The organism is Shewanella holmiensis (assembly GCF_025370255.1).
GTDB classification, from domain to species: Bacteria; Pseudomonadota; Gammaproteobacteria; order Enterobacterales; family Shewanellaceae; genus Shewanella; species Shewanella holmiensis.
In genome coordinates this window covers 12,129-27,172 of record NZ_JAMTCD010000018.1, presented here as the reverse complement: position 1 = coordinate 27,172, position 15,044 = coordinate 12,129, and the positions used below count along the sequence as shown (strand labels likewise).

Here is a 15,044-nt window from a genome sequence, read left to right as displayed (position 1 = left end):
TCGGCCTGCTTGATAGGCTATTACATTAACCGTTTATTAATGGATTGGACTATAACTTAATTAGAAATAGTAACCAAAGTTAATGTTAATGCGTTTGTCCCAATCATCACCGATTTCAGGTAAACCTACATGGTCATTATTAGCGGTAGAAAACGTCATGTTTTTACCCAAAATAAAATCAACCATGGTGTAAGTTGCACCAGCAGAAATCGCACAACCTGTGACGTTTTGCATGCTGTTGTCATAGCTATCATCAGCAACATCTGGGGTCATTAAGCCGAAGTCGTTATAACATTTTACGCTACCGAAATCAGTGGCAAAGGTTTTAGCGATGTTCGCGCTATAGGCTTGGCCTTTTGAAGCTATTTCATATTGCCAGCTGACCACCGCAATACCGATTTTATTGTCGTCAGCAGAATCTGCCGCATCATATTCGTATTGCATGGCTTGCAGTTGCAAATTCCAGCCTTTATAGGTCGAATCTAAATGCAGAGCAACAGCATAACGGTCACCCATGTTGCCTGTTTCACTGTTATAGATTTGACCGTATTGAACAGAGCCACCAAATGTAGTTGAACCGCCTTCATATTCAGAAGTATAGGTTTGTCTAAAGTTAACCCCATTGGTTTCTTCGTTATGATATTCAGTGCCATTGATTTCGCCACTAAATAATGAAGCAGAATAACGTTTGTTTTCAGTTGCACTGTAAACGGGTTTTTTGTAGAACGCGATATCAGTATTCCAGCCGTTATTGTCGTAAGAGGCTTTAATACCCACATCGTGATTATCTTCAAAACCTAAGTAGTAAGGTAAACCAAACCACCAACTGTTAGAGATAAACTCAGGGTTACCAAAAGGCACTTTATTGATACCAAATTGAAGTTGCCAATTTGGATCAATATCATAGTAACCATAACCTGATTTGATGTAATTACTGCCAGCAGTAAAGCGGTATTCAGCAGCTAACCCCCAGTCACCTTTTTTACCATTAAACTTAATGGCAGCCATATCAAAATCAAGATCACCTAATTTATCTTTGTGTGACTCATCATAGTGTCTGTAGGCATAGTTGACGCGTACAGCGCCACCGATGCTAATTCCATCTTTTTGCTCTTCAGCCATTACTGGCAATGAAGACATTGCAACAGCTGTAGCCACCATCGACAACATAAACTTGGCGGTTTTTTTCATTATCATTCCCTATAAAATCATTGTTTTTTATTGTGGTGTTACATTTCGTGGAACCAAGTACGGTGACAGTCAGCACAAATCGGAGCTTTCTTTTTATGCTCACTATGACAGGCTAAACAGCTTGCGCCTTGGTTATAATGCAAAGACTTATGTGGGTGTGCTTCTGGGACCGCTAAAATTGACTCATCAATTTCAATGGTTTCGACAGTACCATGACATTCCACACAGGCAGCATCTGTGGTATTTGCTTTTGGTGAACCTTGATGACAGGTGTTACAGCCATCTTGGTACAGCATTTCGTGATTGACTCTGCCTTGTGTTTTTCCTTTTGCGGTAAACAGCTCACCGGCATTAGCTGTAGCTAAAAACGCAAGAGATAAAAAAGCGGTTAATAATAAATTTTTCATGGAGGTTCAGCCTACAAATCGGATTTAATGGTTTCAGAAACGATAATGCCCATTGCTAAGCACTCAAGACATGAAGTCGAGCTTAAGCGGGCTTCACCATGAATGCCGCCAGTTGACTCACCGATGGCATACATTTTTTTGATTGGTTTCATTGAACGACCATCGATCACTCGACCACCTAAATCAGTTTTTAATCCGCCCATGCAGTAATGCACTTTTGGCCAAATACGTGAAACAACAAATGGTCCTGTTAATACTTCTGCAGTGTCCATTTTGCGGTTGAATAATGGATCTTTTCTTTCTATAACATGCTGGTTATATTGCTTTATTGTTTGTTTTAGCTCCGCAACAGGAATGTTGAATTGTTTAGCCACATCGTCAAGAGTGTCCAGTTTCCATGCCATTTTGTCGCGTAATGAACGAACAACACGGTCATCGTCTTTGTAGTTTTCGTAGTTGAACAACACGATTGGATAAGCTGGGCTGTTGTCTTCGTAACGATTTTTCATAATCGCTTCAGAGCAGGTCTTTCGATCTGCACGCTCATCCATAAAGCGTTTACCGTTTAACACACTGATCGCAGCACCTTGATGCCAGCCGATTGATAGCAGGGCATTAGACCAACCAAAACCGCCTTCATCAGGTGAGCCCCAATGACCAGTTTGGATTAAGTTCATGTGAACAGGTAGCGCGCCATTAGCCATTGCGGTTAAGGTGACTTCACCTGTTGCACCGTGGGCATTGGTGCAATCTAATGTAGGATCAAGTGATGGGTCGACAACTTGGCGTAATGCCATATTCTGTGCAAAACCACCGTGCGCAAGAATAACGGCTTTGTTAGCCTTGATGTAGATTGTTTTACCCGTTTTAAGATCGGGAAAACGATAGTTCTTTCTTACCTTCACCCCAATGATCTCTTGACCATTCATAATGAAGTCTTCGATGTAATGTTGTAAGCGGTATTCCACACCTACTTTTTTACCTGCTTCGAATAATTTTGTGGTGATATCAGCGCCAGTGCCATGCTGGGTTCTTATTGCACGAGCTTTATTGTGGCCACCAACTTGAATGTTAAAACCCTCGCGGAATTTCACGCCGGTTTCGATACATAAGTTATAAGAGTCTAACGAGCGGTTGGCGATAGTTCTCAGCATATTCGCATTTTGCATGCCTCTGCCTGAGATAATTTGATCTTTAACTAACTCTTCTGGAGAGTCATCGTTAATACCTTGCGCTAATTGAATTGGATTTTGAGGAATAGCTAGCCAACCGCCATTAATCGCAGAGTTGCCGCCAATTACTTGCATTTTCTCTAACACAAGTACAACTGCCAAGTTGTTGCTTTTTGACATTAATAGCAGCCGACAAGCCGGCAAACCCTGAACCAACAATAAGAGTATCAACTGATTCATCCCAGCTAATTTCTTCACATTGGCGCTGTTGTGCAATAGCTGGCATGGCTACTGTTAATCCGCCGATTGCGGCACCTGCGCTTAATTTTAAAAAGTTACGTCTATTGTGCATTTATCTTTCCTCACATTTTGATGCGATTAAGATAAACAAATTCAATAATGCCAAATTTGAATGGCATCACGCATTTTCTGAGAGGGCAACTTTATTCGTGAAGTCGATCAAGAACATTGTTCTTGACGTTCAGGTTTAATATGTGTGGGTTTAATATGTGTGCTAATTGTTGGTAAAGAAAATAGATGCGAGATGTTAATCACAAGCTGTAATAAAAAATCCTATTGCACGTGAGTTTAGTCAAGGATTAGTAAGAAGTTATACCTCTAAAGGTATGGTATAGATGATAATGTTAAATATTAGATTTAATATGTAGGTAACCTTAATGCAATGCCCTTCTGAAACATTAACACAAATTAGGTGTGATCAAATTTTAGATGTCGCAGAAGACCTAATTGAATCTCAAGGGATAGTGTCATTTAATTTTTCACAAATTGCTAAAGATGTTGGTTGTTCAACAGGCACTTTATATAAGTTTTTCGAACGTAAAGAAGATGTTTTAGTGTGTTTGTTTTTACGCAGCGCTACTTCTAATTATATGCCCTTATTTGTTAATGAAAATCCTGAGTTAACGCCACAAGAAAAATTATTACTTCCTATCTTATTCACTTTCGAAACTATCAAAAGAAGTAAAAGCTTTTTTACTTTAAGATCGGTTTCAGTAAATGCGATGATTTGGAAACTTGCTAGTGATAGTAAAGTTAAGATGTTTAAACAGCGAATTAATTCGTTTTGGCAATGGCTAACTGATGCTGTTAATTTAGCGATAAAAAATGGCGATTTACAAGCAACTCCATTGCAAGCTAAAGAGCTGGTGCAGGGGATTATTTTTTATTTAACAGGATCTATCACTCAGTTTGAAAGTGGGCTTATTTCTTCAGAATTTTTATCTGATCAAAGCTCCACTTACTACAGACATCTTTCTAGATTAATGGCGCAATATAATTGGAGAACACCGGTGACTCAGGAGTTATTTGCGAGTCTTGAATCTAGGACAATTTCATTTTTCCAAAAGAATTACAAAAAGCACCTTACTTGCCGTGCATGTAAGGACTTATCTGACTCATTAAATGCGACCAGCCGTGCCTATTCTGGTTGTTCTAACTGTTAATTTTCTTAACCGTTTTTCTTGAATTATAAGCCGATGAAACAATTTTATTGTTTAGAACGTTGCGGTTTTGCTTCTTCAATTAACTTGAGCTACTGCGGGTATTTAGCAAAGCTTTGAGGTAAATTCTTCTAAGGTGATAAAGCTTGTCATATCTGTATCTGAATCATCTGTGCCTTGGAACTGTTGATAAAAATAGTAAAATGCCCAGGCGCTTTAATTCAATGTGCAATGAACAAAAATTATTGCACTTTAATGATGCGAATAAACTAATCAATACCTAACTTGATAGGATTTTTGTCATTTTACTTCAATGTCTTGGCTAACTAAAATTGACCATCACTTAGTTTTTATCTAGCCCCTTTTGGCCGCTTTTGGTTACCAGTTTATAGCACATTGATCTTGTTGGTGATTGGCTGAGGCCTGCTTTGCTTGATCAATCATGTATTCTAATGCCGCTAACTCACCATAATCTATATTTAACGATAACCAGTCTCCGGTTCTTTTTCGGCTTCGAAGCACCATGTTCATAGCAATGTTTGCTTCTTCATTAAAAGTATCAAACGCTTTTTGTGCAGAGCTATTATTAGCTATCCCTTCAGAATCACCATATTTTTCCAACATGCTCTTTTGTATTGATAAACCCATTTGATGAGTAAATAGCCCACCTTTCGATTCAATTAATCTTTGACTGGTTTGTAAACATATATTCAATAATGCAGCATTGTCAGTATCTGTTTTGTCACATAGCTCAATAAGCAGTGAATAATTGGGTTTATATCTTGTGGCGGCAATACCAAGCATCGCAATTTTTAATGATAAATCATCATTCGCCCCAGCTTCTTTAAGGGCTAAATCGATTGTAGAAAAATAGTCTCCGGAATATTCGTTATAACGTTGAGAATGGACAAACTGGACCAGCGATTTTTTGGCTTTTTCTACATCAGCCGATTTCAGCTGATATATTGCCATTTGCAACCAAAGAGCACCGTTTTGGTTGTCAATATCTAATGCTCTTTGCATCATGGTCTCATCACAGACTTCTACTGTGGAATAGCCGCAATGTAGCATAAGGTTAAATGCTATTAACTTATTGCTTGGATATGTTTGTAATAGCTGATCAAAATTTACTATATCGGCTTCAATTGATTTATTTTTTTTGATGAAAGCTGAAGCAATACGTGATTGTTGAGTTTGCTGTTGCTTAATATTGTCGAAGTAAATGTCTTGGTTAGCCGAATATTTATTAAAGCTATCTTCGATAATGGGGTCGGTAAACATTTCAGCTATTCCATCACAACGCACCATTTCTTGAGGGGAGATATTTGGCAGAATGCTATCGGTTTGATTTATGGTTTGCGTTTGTCGAGCTATTTGTGAATGGGATAGTTGCTGCTCATCATTGGTTTTAGTTAGTAGCACAGGTTCAGTTGGTGTTTTGTGTTCATTAAAGATAAAAAGGAGTCCAACTACAAGTAATGCTATCCCAACAAGCGTAAGCTTTTGTTTCATCAAAAAGTCCATTTTTAATATTTGTAATCTATTTTGCTGATTAAACAACCATTTTACAATGAATGCTCACTGGTTTTTTGGTTTTTTGCCATTATCTATTTTTATAAATCAATTAAACGGGGTGTCTTGTGTGGGCATTTACTGTAAATTTAAACCAGATTTAGTCTAATTAAATGAATCGACTCAATGGATGAGAGGTTAACTTGAAGCTAAAAAATAATCTCGGGCGAAAAAAACTGGGTGCTGTCACGTTATGTTTAGGTGCTGCGCTTGGTATGGCACTTATGGTAGCGAATACAGCCCCTTTTATTGGATCAATGTTGGCTGTTATTGTTGTAGGGGTGTATATCAATATCGTAACGGGTAAATGGTGATTTATTGATTCGTGATGATGAGTTTTAATGCTCGATTATCTAACTGAGTTAGATTTGTGTATCAGATTAAAACAAAGCGGATTATTTAGGTTTCGCCTTTCATTGTATTTTCAATACATATGTTTATTTATTGCGTTTATGTTGCTGGGGGGATTGGGATTAGGTTTCAAGCGCTGGGTTCCCATTTGATTTTTTCTAAGAAAATGATTTATTAACGAATTACATAATTTTATCTATGATTAGCTTAACGTTATATCTCACTAAAAGTAAGGCGATCAGCATTGAAAACTTTTAAGTATTGTTTTTGCTTGTTTTGAGTATGGTCCTTCTTGTTTGATGGATTTTTATACACAGTGTCTTTAACTTCTTATCTAGCGTTTAAGCCGCTTGGTATATCTATATACTACCTTGATAGTTATGATTTTCAGAATTATTAGAATAGTTAGTGTGCTCTCTTTTATTGGGTTACATTAAGTAAAAAAGGGAACGCAGAGTTTCCCTTTTTGCTACCTAACACTTGGTCATTTCATCAATAGCCAAGCCTGAATTAGCTGGCTATTACCACACTCTGGCAACTAACCCTTTCAGATAATACCCCTCAGGGAATGCACTGCTGATTGGGTGGTCACTGGCTTGATGCATTCGTTCAAAAAACTGCACTTCGCGGTTGGCATCTAATGCGGCATCGGCAACTACTTTTTGGAATAGGTCTGACTGCATTAACCCTGAACATGAGAACGTCAGTAAAATTCCACCCGGCTTAAGCAACTGCATGGCAATCATGTTGATGTCTTTGTAACCACGACATGCGCCATCTAATTGTGCTTTATTATCGGCAAATTTAGGTGGATCTAATACGATAACATCAAAGGTTTTACCCTCGTCGCGATATTGTCTTAATAGCTTAAATACATCGGCTTCGTGGTAGTTTACGTGGTCGTCGTTTAAGCCGTTAATTGCCATATTGTCGCGGGCGGTTTGTAGCGCTAATGATGAAACATCGACGTTTTCAATGCTGGCTGCGCCAGCTTTAGCTGCATATAAACCAAAGGTGCCGGTGTAGCAAAAACAGTTGAGTACCGATTTACCCTTCACAAAGCGTGCTGCCATGGCGCGGTTATCACGTTGATCTAAGTAAAAACCGGTTTTATGGCCTTTAACTACATCAACCGCTATTTTTATGCCATTTTCTTCAATAATCACCGGCATTGGCGGTAACTCACCGTGCAGTAAACCGGTTACTGGCAATAAACCTTCTTTTTTACGAGAATCAACATCAGAACGTTCATATATGGCGCAATCTGGAAATTGCAGCGCTAATTGTTCAACAATGGTGTCGCGCCACTTTTCAGCACCAGTGCTTAGCAGTTGGCACACTAAAACATTGGCGTAACGGTCAATGGTGATACCCGGTAAACCATCAGATTCCGCAGCAATTAAACGATAACCTGTTAGCCCCTGTTCACGGATTAAGTCTTCTCGTCCCGCTTGGGCTCGTTGAATGCGGCGGGCAAAAAAATCTGCGTCGATAGCTTCTTCTTTATTAAAGGTCCATACACGAACTTGAATTTGTGACTCTGGCGACCATGCCCCACGTGCTAACCAACGGCCGTCGTGACCGACTACATCAACAGTGTCGCCAGCTTGTGGCTTACCGCCATTGACGTTATGAATACCGTTGGAAAACACCCAAGGGTGGCGGCGTTCTAATGAACGTTCGCGTCCAGGTTTAAGTTTTATTCTGATAGCCATGGTATTGCCTAATGTAATTGTAAAAGTGATAAATGGGATTCTGTGCATTACGCCGAATAAAGTCTGTGGCGTTGTTTAAAAAACGATGCGGTTTAGGATGCGGATCATAGCGTGTTTTGAACTTAAAAACCTGACAAATAGCAAATTGAGTTTATTGCATATGTTTGTGATAGGTGTAGGTTTGTAAAAGAGGTAATCGGCGATGCGGTTTGGGCGAGTGTCTTGTCCTTTGGTTAATATTCTTGTGATGTGACTAAATGATATTAATCGCGCATCATCAAGTTTATTAATTTGCTGATACGTTAAAGATCACAGGGACATAAACAGCCAACCTATTTTCAAACCAAATAAGGTGTCATTTAATGAAAACAATTGGCCTGATAGGCGGCATGAGTTGGGAATCGACCGTGAGTTATTATCAAGCAATAAACCAGGGCATAAAGCGGACATTAGGTGGATTACATTCGGCTAAGGTGTGCCTTTATAGTGTGGATTTTGACGAGATAGAAAAACTGCAGCGACAAAATCGTTGGGATGATAGCGCAATCCTGTTGGTAAAAGCGGCGCAGGCTGTTGAGGCTGGAGGTGCTGACTTTGTGCTTATTTGTACCAATACCATGCACAAAGTGGCTGACGAAGTACAAGCTGCAATTAGTATTCCGTTAGTGCACATTGCCGATGCTACCGCACAACAATTGGTGACCGATGGCATAACACGTGTAGGGCTATTAGGCACTAAATTCACCATGCAGGAGGATTTTTATAAAAATCGACTCACTGAACGTTTTGATATTGACGTATTGGTGCCCACCCACGCAGGGCAAGAGATGATCCACGATGTGATTTATAACGAGTTATGCCTGGGTACTATCAATAATCAATCTCGGCAGCACTTTATTTCGGTCATCAATGATCTTTATCAACAAGGCGCCGAGGCGGTTATTTTGGGGTGTACTGAAATTGCGTTATTGGTTGAACCACAACACACGGATGTCCCGTTGTACGACACTACCCAAATTCATGCAGCAAAAGCGGTCGCATTAGCATTAAAATCATAAAATACTTTACATGTAATATTTCATATATACACTATTTCATATGTTTTGGTGTGACTTAAATGAAATATGAATATGACAAAACCTCGAGTATTGTTTTTGTGTACAGGTAATTCAGCTAGATCACAAATGGCTGAAGTGTTGTTAACGCATCGTGCGGGTGATCGCTTTGAGGTTTTTAGTGCAGGTACGCATCCGGAAGTAGTAGATAGTCGCACGGTTGAGGCGTTAAATCGTTTTGGTATTGATACCAGTGAGTTAGTTTCGAATCATATTGATGATTATCAGGGCCAAACGTTTGATTACGTGATAACCCTTTGCGACAAAGCCAGCCTTGAATGCCGAAGTTACCCTGGTGCCGCGAAGCAATTTGCTTGGGATTTCCCAGATCCTAAGTCACGTTTAGGTTGCAACCCTTTTGCGGCGACCTTGAATGAAATCAATAACCGTTTATCGATGTTTTTACTGCTTGAAAATACCGCTGGTAAGGCATTGAGTGATGAACCCGCTTCTGCTTTTAATATCGACCCTACATTATTTTTTAAATGCTTAACCGATGATATCCGCTTAAAAACCTTAATGCTGACCCATTACCACGGCGAACTTTGCGTGTGCGAGTTGATGCAAGCATTGGCAGAAGACAGCCAACCTAAGGTTTCGCGTAATTTAGCTGTGTTAAAGAAGGCCAACATCATTAGCGACAGAAAACAGGGACAGTGGGTATTTTATCGAATTCATCCCGAATTGCCTTTGTGGGCAAAGTCGGTATTAGCTCAAACCACTGAGAACAATATTCCCCTGATTGATATCCCGTTAACTCGGCTAGCCGATATGCAAGGTCGACCGAATAAAGCGAGTTTTTGTCAGTAATCCCTTGCCGTATAAGTGGTAGGGATAATTAAAGATGGTTTAGAGTATGGGTATTTTTGAGCGGTATCTTTCGGTGTGGGTTAGCTTGTGCATCATGATAGGTGTGGGCTTGGGTTTATTACAACCTGAAGCGTTTCAAGCAATAGCCAATCTTGAAGTCGCCCACGTGAATATTCTGGTGGCGGTGTTTATATGGGTGATGATTTACCCCATGATGCTGCAAATCGATTTTTCAGCCGTTAAAGATATCGGTAAAAACTCTCAGGGGCTATTACTGACAATAGTGATCAATTGGTTAATTAAACCATTTACTATGGCCGCGCTGGGGTGGTTGTTTTTCAACGTTTTATTTGCCGAATGGGTTGACCCTTCATCGGCGCAAGAATACATCGCAGGGATGATTTTACTTGGTGTAGCGCCCTGTACAGCGATGGTATTTGTTTGGTCACAACTGACTAAAGGCGACCCTAATTACACCTTAGTGCAAGTGTCTGTGAATGATGTGATTATGATATTTGCTTTTGCGCCTATCTCAGCTTTTTTGTTGGGTGTGAGTGATATTCAAGTACCTTGGCAAACCTTGCTGGTTTCGGTGCTTTTGTATGTGTTGTTGCCCTTAATCGCCGGTGTACTAACAAGGCAGTGGCTCAATAAGCGCCGAGGTGAGCAGGGCATTAATCAGTTTTTAGCTAAGTTAAAGCCCTGGTCGGTGATCGGTTTATTAGCCACTGTGGTGTTACTGTTTGGTTTTCAAGCCAATACCATAGTGTCGGACCCGCAAATTATAGTGCTTATCGCCATTCCGTTATTACTGCAAACCTATGGCATTTTCTACCTGGCGTATATCGCAGCCAAACGGTTAAAACTACCGCACAATATTGCCGCCCCAGCCTGTTTAATTGGTACCTCTAACTTTTTTGAGCTAGCGGTTGCTGTGGCTATTTCATTATTTGGCTTACATTCTGGTGCGGCATTGGCAACGGTTGTTGGCGTGCTGGTGGAAGTGCCAGTTATGCTGTCTTTGGTGGCATTTTTAAACCGTAAAGCCAACAGCATGCCCACGCAATAACACCGTATTCATTTCACATTAATGGTAATACACGCTATGACGATGCAATCACATCCTTTTGACACCTTAACCTTAGATAATGGCGCAAGGCTGATTTTTACCCTTGCCCAGGTACAAAAAACGCTAACTTAACCGAGTCTGTCGCCACACTCAAACAGGCGGGAACGGATATGTTACTCACGCTGATGTTTGATGAAGAAATGGCCGATAATAATGCTAGCGATTTGGCAAAGGCGTGTGCCGAGCAAGATATCCAGTGGCTACAATTACCTATTCTTGATGATGCAGCGCCTAATGGAGAGTTTGAATCCCAATGGCAATTGCATAAGGTGACTATTTTAGCAGCGCTGGCACAGCAAGGCACTATTGCGGTGCATTGTCGTGGCGGCTCAGGCAGAACTGGCTTGGTGATAGGCTTGAGATTACTAGCCTATGGCTGGCCAGCTGAAAAGGTGATTCAGCAGGTACAACAAATCAGACCGAATGCGCTGAAACATCCAGTGCAATTAAATTATTTCAATACTCAACGATAAACGAGGATTACAAGGTGACGATTAAAATCGGTATTAATGGCTTTGGCCGTATGGGACGTTTATCAATGCGCGCCGCATTTGACTGGGATGACATTGAAATTGTGCATATCAATGATCCGGCAGGTGATGCAGCAACTCTGGCTCATTTAATGACATTTGACTCAGTGCATGGCCGTTGGCACCATGAAGCAAGCCATACTGAAGTCAATGGCGATCAAGCCATGGTTGTTAACGGCAAAACGATTCCCTGTACCCAGAATATCGCGACTGAAGATACTGATTGGTCAAAATGCGATGTGGTCATAGAAGCATCGGGTAAAATTAAAACCAAAGCACTGTTGCAAGCTTATTTAGAGCAAGGCGTAAAACGTGTGGTGGTTACAGCACCCGTTAAAGAAGATGGCGTGCTTAATATTGTGATGGGGGTAAATGAAGCTTTATACAATAAAGATATCCACCCTATCGTCACCGCAGCCTCTTGCACCACTAACTGTTTAGCGCCTGTGGTCAAAGTTATCCATGAAAAAATTGGCATTAAGCATGGCTCTATGACCACTATTCATGACATTACCAATACGCAAACCATTATCGATGCACCCCATCAAGATTTACGTCGCGCCCGTGCCTGTGGCACTAGCTTAATTCCTACCACCACAGGTTCAGCAACGGCAATTACCCATATTTTTCCTGAATTAAAAGGCAAGCTAAATGGTCACGCGATTCGTGTGCCCTTAACCAATGCCTCTTTAACCGATTGCGTATTTGAAGTTGAGCGTAAAACAGATGTGGCAGAGGTTAATCAGTTATTAAAATATGCGGCTGAAAATGAACTTAAAGACATATTGGGTTATGAAACTCGGCCATTAGTGTCGATTGATTATAAAACTGATCCGCGCTCAAGCATTATTGATGCCTTATCCACTATGGTGGTCAATGACACCCAAGTGAAGCTATATGTGTGGTATGACAATGAGTGGGGCTATGCTAATCGCACAGCAGAGTTAGCGCGTATGGTTGGTTTGGCGGATAAAAAATAGCTAAAGGCTGAACATTGATGGGACTTTTATCACTCAGCACGTTTTCACCACAGATTAAGCAATATCTAGTGATAACGGGTAATTATTGGGCATTTACCTTAACTGATGGTGCGCTGCGCATGTTGGTGGTGTTGTATTTCCATCATTTAGGTTATAGCCCAATAAATATTGCGATGTTGTTTTTGTTTTATGAAATCTTTGGGGTGGTAACCAACCTCATCGGTGGCTGGCTTGGGGCGCGTTTAGGGTTAAATAAAACCATGAACATTGGCCTTGGGTTGCAAATAGTCGCGCTGGGCATGTTAGCCGTACCTGCAGATATGTTAAGTGTGGCCTATGTTATGGCGGCGCAAGCATTGTCTGGTATTGCCAAAGATTTGAATAAGATGAGTGCTAAAAGTGCCATTAAGTTGCTAGTGCCAGCGGGTGCTGAAGGTAAGTTATACCAGTGGGTAGCGGTATTAACGGGCTCTAAAAATGCCCTAAAAGGTGTCGGTTTCTTTTTGGGCGGGGCACTACTCACGCTGCTTGAATTTAGAGGTGCCATTATCTTAATGGCATCACTATTAGCAGTAGTGTGGTTATTCAGTTTGATTGCATTGAAACAAGATCTTGGCAAGGCTAAAAATAAGCCTAAGTTTAAAGAGGTGTTTTCTAAAAGTCGGGCGATTAATATTTTGTCTGCCGCGCGATTGTTTTTGTTTGGGGCGCGTGATGTGTGGTTCGTGGTGGCTTTACCGGTTTTTTTAGCTGTAACCTTTAACTGGGACCATTGGTGGGTTGGCGGCTTTATGGCGAGCTGGGTGATTGGCTATGGCATAGTGCAATCACTTGCACCTTATATAACAGGTAAAAAACAGGGGCGAGTCCCGACAGGTCGCTCGGCTTTTATATGGGCTAGCTACTTAACCATTATCCCTGTCGCAATTGCATTCGCCTTACATTTTGATTTTTATCTACAAGCATCTGTAGTGATAGGTTTATTGATTTTTGGGGCTGTATTTGCGGTTAACTCTTCACTACACAGTTATTTAATTGTCAGTTATGCCGATGCAGATGGGGTGTCTCTTGATGTGGGTTTTTATTATATGGCTAACGCCATGGGGCGATTAATTGGCACTGTGTTATCGGGTATTGTGTTTCAACTGTATGGGCTGGAAGCTTGTTTATGGATATCTGCATTGTTTGTGGCTATTGCGGCTATGTTATCGATTAAGCTACCGATAACGTCATCCAATAACTGAAAAGATAAAAGTGATGAACTTAGCCTTATTTGACTTTGACGGCACTATTACGACTGAAGACAGCTACACCAAATTTATACTTTTTTGTACCCCTAAACCTCGTCGCTTTATTGGTGGACTGCTACTTTCTCCGGCCATTTTACTTTATCAGTTGGGCTGGTTACCGGCTTGTAAAATGCGCACGTTAATCAGTGCAGTGGCGTTTTATCGGCGTGATGTTCAGCAGGTACAAGCCTTTGCGCAGCGCTATGTTACAGAGGTTATTCCACATATTTTGCAGTCACAAATTATTTCGCGTATTAAATGGCATCAAACACAAGGGCATCATGTGTATGTGGTCTCTGCTTCTATTGATCCTTATTTATCCATTTGGTGCAGTGATCAGGGTATTAAATTGATTTGTAGCGAGTTAGAAACAAATGCCAAGCATTTTACGGGGCGTTACTTATATGGAGATTGTGGTGCAGACAAAGTTTCAGCAATCACTCGCAAGCTAATATTGACTTGATTTGACACTGTTTATGCTTATGGCGATACCAAAGAAGATTTGCCTATGCTCGCTTTGGCTGATGTTGCTTATTATCGGGGCGCGAAACAAGTATAAATTGCAGACTTATTTCATCGTCACTTTACCGCCAATCATTTTATAAGCAGGGGTGCCGCGTATTAAGGTTTCTCTAGCAAAGGTTGTTTCACACTGCGGACACACACAAGGCGTGGTGGTTAAGTCATCAACAATTCGTTCCTTAAAGCATTTTACTAACGCGCCTTTACCGCCCTTGCGATATTTGAACAACTGGGCTTTGCATTTCGCGCAAAAAATATCGACGGTGCGAGTTGGGCCTTTGGGATTGGGTTTTGCCAAAATGCGCTCATGTTATGTTGGGATACTTTATCAAATGGTAAAGCAAAAAGGCCTGCAGAGTAATCCTATTTAACCTGCGTGCGGGTTGTTCAATCCATATCAAAAAGCGCTTTGCTTTTGTTTCATGCAAGAATATTTCCGCAGACTGCTGCTGGTGGACAAGTAGGCCTTGTGAACCGTGCAAGGTTCGCGTTTGAGTGTAAGCGCTGCTTCTATCTAGGTTTTTGCGATTACCCCAATTGGTTCTTTTGTCCCAATGACAACTTAACTGCCGACAGCGTTAATTAACCTGAGTTTTGCTCAATTAGCTTGTTGCTTTTGTTCTATGGCAATAATTTCATCGTTAATTTTCTCTGCTTCAGCGGTGAGCATCGAATAGCTTCTAATATCCCCCTTGCGCTGGGCGTGCATGGCTTGTTCAAGTTTTGCTTCATATTGTTTATTTAATTTTTTGATTGGATCTTTATTAAAAAATGAAAACATACAAATCACTTTGATTGGTT

At 40.8% G+C, this 15,044-nt stretch carries 15 protein-coding genes and 1 pseudogene; 9 read left to right on the top strand and 7 right to left on the bottom strand.

What is annotated here, in order from left to right:
* Positions 1-60 precede the first annotated feature (60 nt).
* From NE535_RS13455 to NE535_RS13445, 3 genes and pseudogenes are all read right to left on the bottom strand, one after another.
* On the bottom strand, positions 61-1,194 hold the full coding sequence (locus tag NE535_RS13455; RefSeq protein ID WP_261299201.1) for a hypothetical protein: 1,134 nt from the start codon (positions 1,192-1,194) through the stop codon (positions 61-63).
* A gap of 35 nt (positions 1,195-1,229) precedes the next feature.
* Positions 1,230-1,598 carry a cytochrome c3 family protein gene (locus tag NE535_RS13450; RefSeq protein WP_261299141.1) on the bottom strand — a complete coding sequence of 123 codons (369 nt, stop codon included), beginning with the start codon at positions 1,596-1,598 and terminating at the stop codon, positions 1,230-1,232.
* An 11-nt stretch (positions 1,599-1,609) separates the two neighbouring features.
* Positions 1,610-3,122: pseudogene (locus NE535_RS13445) on the bottom strand (flavocytochrome c).
* Between the two features lie 325 nt (positions 3,123-3,447).
* Here NE535_RS13445 and NE535_RS13440 point away from each other — a divergent pair.
* On the top strand, positions 3,448-4,233 hold the full coding sequence (locus NE535_RS13440) for a TetR/AcrR family transcriptional regulator (protein WP_261299140.1): 786 nt from the start codon (positions 3,448-3,450) through the stop codon (positions 4,231-4,233).
* A gap of 375 nt (positions 4,234-4,608) precedes the next feature.
* Here the strand turns inward: NE535_RS13440 and NE535_RS13435 are convergent, their stop codons facing one another.
* Positions 4,609-5,790 (bottom strand): hypothetical protein, encoded by a 1,182-nt coding sequence (locus NE535_RS13435; RefSeq protein WP_261299139.1) that lies wholly within the window; start codon positions 5,788-5,790, stop codon positions 4,609-4,611.
* A 155-nt stretch (positions 5,791-5,945) separates the two neighbouring features.
* Here NE535_RS13435 and NE535_RS13430 point away from each other — a divergent pair, with 155 nt between their 5' ends.
* On the top strand, positions 5,946-6,116 hold the full coding sequence (locus tag NE535_RS13430; protein WP_261299138.1) for a hypothetical protein: 171 nt from the start codon (positions 5,946-5,948) through the stop codon (positions 6,114-6,116).
* A 558-nt stretch (positions 6,117-6,674) separates the two neighbouring features.
* Here NE535_RS13430 and NE535_RS13425 read toward each other — a convergent pair.
* Positions 6,675-7,868 carry a class I SAM-dependent rRNA methyltransferase gene (locus NE535_RS13425; RefSeq protein WP_261299137.1) on the bottom strand — a complete coding sequence of 398 codons (1,194 nt, stop codon included), beginning with the start codon at positions 7,866-7,868 and terminating at the stop codon, positions 6,675-6,677.
* A gap of 362 nt (positions 7,869-8,230) precedes the next feature.
* On the opposite strand from NE535_RS13425, the gene NE535_RS13420 reads away from it, so the two are divergent.
* From NE535_RS13420 to NE535_RS13390, 7 genes are all read left to right on the top strand, one after another.
* Positions 8,231-8,926 (top strand): aspartate/glutamate racemase family protein, encoded by a 696-nt coding sequence (locus NE535_RS13420; RefSeq protein ID WP_261299136.1) that lies wholly within the window; start codon positions 8,231-8,233, stop codon positions 8,924-8,926.
* A gap of 72 nt (positions 8,927-8,998) precedes the next feature.
* Positions 8,999-9,793: a metalloregulator ArsR/SmtB family transcription factor gene (locus tag NE535_RS13415; protein ID WP_261299135.1), complete on the top strand. Its 795-nt coding sequence runs from the start codon at positions 8,999-9,001 to the stop codon at positions 9,791-9,793.
* A 46-nt stretch (positions 9,794-9,839) separates the two neighbouring features.
* Positions 9,840-10,862 carry an ACR3 family arsenite efflux transporter gene (arsB, locus tag NE535_RS13410; protein ID WP_261299134.1) on the top strand — a complete coding sequence of 341 codons (1,023 nt, stop codon included), beginning with the start codon at positions 9,840-9,842 and terminating at the stop codon, positions 10,860-10,862.
* A gap of 170 nt (positions 10,863-11,032) precedes the next feature.
* Positions 11,033-11,395: a phosphatase domain-containing protein gene (locus tag NE535_RS13405; protein WP_342454523.1), complete on the top strand. Its 363-nt coding sequence runs from the start codon at positions 11,033-11,035 to the stop codon at positions 11,393-11,395.
* 14 nt (positions 11,396-11,409) lie between these two features.
* Positions 11,410-12,432, top strand: a complete 1,023-nt coding sequence (locus NE535_RS13400; RefSeq protein ID WP_261299133.1) for an ArsJ-associated glyceraldehyde-3-phosphate dehydrogenase — start codon at positions 11,410-11,412, stop codon at positions 12,430-12,432.
* Positions 12,433-12,449: 17 nt separating this feature from the next.
* Positions 12,450-13,676 carry an organoarsenical effux MFS transporter ArsJ gene (gene arsJ / locus NE535_RS13395; protein ID WP_261299132.1) on the top strand — a complete coding sequence of 409 codons (1,227 nt, stop codon included), beginning with the start codon at positions 12,450-12,452 and terminating at the stop codon, positions 13,674-13,676.
* A gap of 13 nt (positions 13,677-13,689) precedes the next feature.
* Positions 13,690-14,184 carry a haloacid dehalogenase-like hydrolase gene (locus tag NE535_RS13390; protein ID WP_261299131.1) on the top strand — a complete coding sequence of 165 codons (495 nt, stop codon included), beginning with the start codon at positions 13,690-13,692 and terminating at the stop codon, positions 14,182-14,184.
* Positions 14,185-14,289: 105 nt separating this feature from the next.
* Here NE535_RS13390 and NE535_RS13385 read toward each other — a convergent pair whose 3' ends face one another.
* Together NE535_RS13385 and NE535_RS13380 are read right to left on the bottom strand one after the other, a co-directional pair.
* A complete protein-coding gene (locus NE535_RS13385; protein ID WP_261299130.1) occupies positions 14,290-14,541 on the bottom strand; it encodes a hypothetical protein in 252 nt (83 codons plus the stop codon).
* 300 nt (positions 14,542-14,841) lie between these two features.
* Entirely contained in the window at positions 14,842-15,024 is a 183-nt protein-coding gene (locus NE535_RS13380) for a DUF6435 family protein (RefSeq protein ID WP_261299129.1), read from the bottom strand.
* Positions 15,025-15,044 lie beyond the last annotated feature (20 nt).

What these genes read in the sequence shown, in the direction of transcription:
- NE535_RS13380 (WP_261299129.1), bottom strand. Translation starts at nt 15,024, where the DNA reads ATGTTTTCATTTTTTAATAAAGATCCAATCAAAAAATTAAATAAACAA.
- NE535_RS13440 (WP_261299140.1), top strand. Translation starts at nt 3,448, where the DNA reads ATGCAATGCCCTTCTGAAACATTAACACAAATTAGGTGTGATCAAATT.
- arsJ (WP_261299132.1), top strand. Translation starts at nt 12,450, where the DNA reads ATGGGACTTTTATCACTCAGCACGTTTTCACCACAGATTAAGCAATAT.
- NE535_RS13415 (WP_261299135.1), top strand. Translation starts at nt 8,999, where the DNA reads ATGACAAAACCTCGAGTATTGTTTTTGTGTACAGGTAATTCAGCTAGA.
- NE535_RS13405 (WP_342454523.1), top strand. Translation starts at nt 11,033, where the DNA reads ATGTTACTCACGCTGATGTTTGATGAAGAAATGGCCGATAATAATGCT.
- arsB (WP_261299134.1), top strand. Translation starts at nt 9,840, where the DNA reads ATGGGTATTTTTGAGCGGTATCTTTCGGTGTGGGTTAGCTTGTGCATC.
- NE535_RS13425 (WP_261299137.1), bottom strand. Translation starts at nt 7,868, where the DNA reads ATGGCTATCAGAATAAAACTTAAACCTGGACGCGAACGTTCATTAGAA.
- NE535_RS13450 (WP_261299141.1), bottom strand. Translation starts at nt 1,598, where the DNA reads ATGAAAAATTTATTATTAACCGCTTTTTTATCTCTTGCGTTTTTAGCT.
- NE535_RS13390 (WP_261299131.1), top strand. Translation starts at nt 13,690, where the DNA reads ATGAACTTAGCCTTATTTGACTTTGACGGCACTATTACGACTGAAGAC.
- NE535_RS13420 (WP_261299136.1), top strand. Translation starts at nt 8,231, where the DNA reads ATGAAAACAATTGGCCTGATAGGCGGCATGAGTTGGGAATCGACCGTG.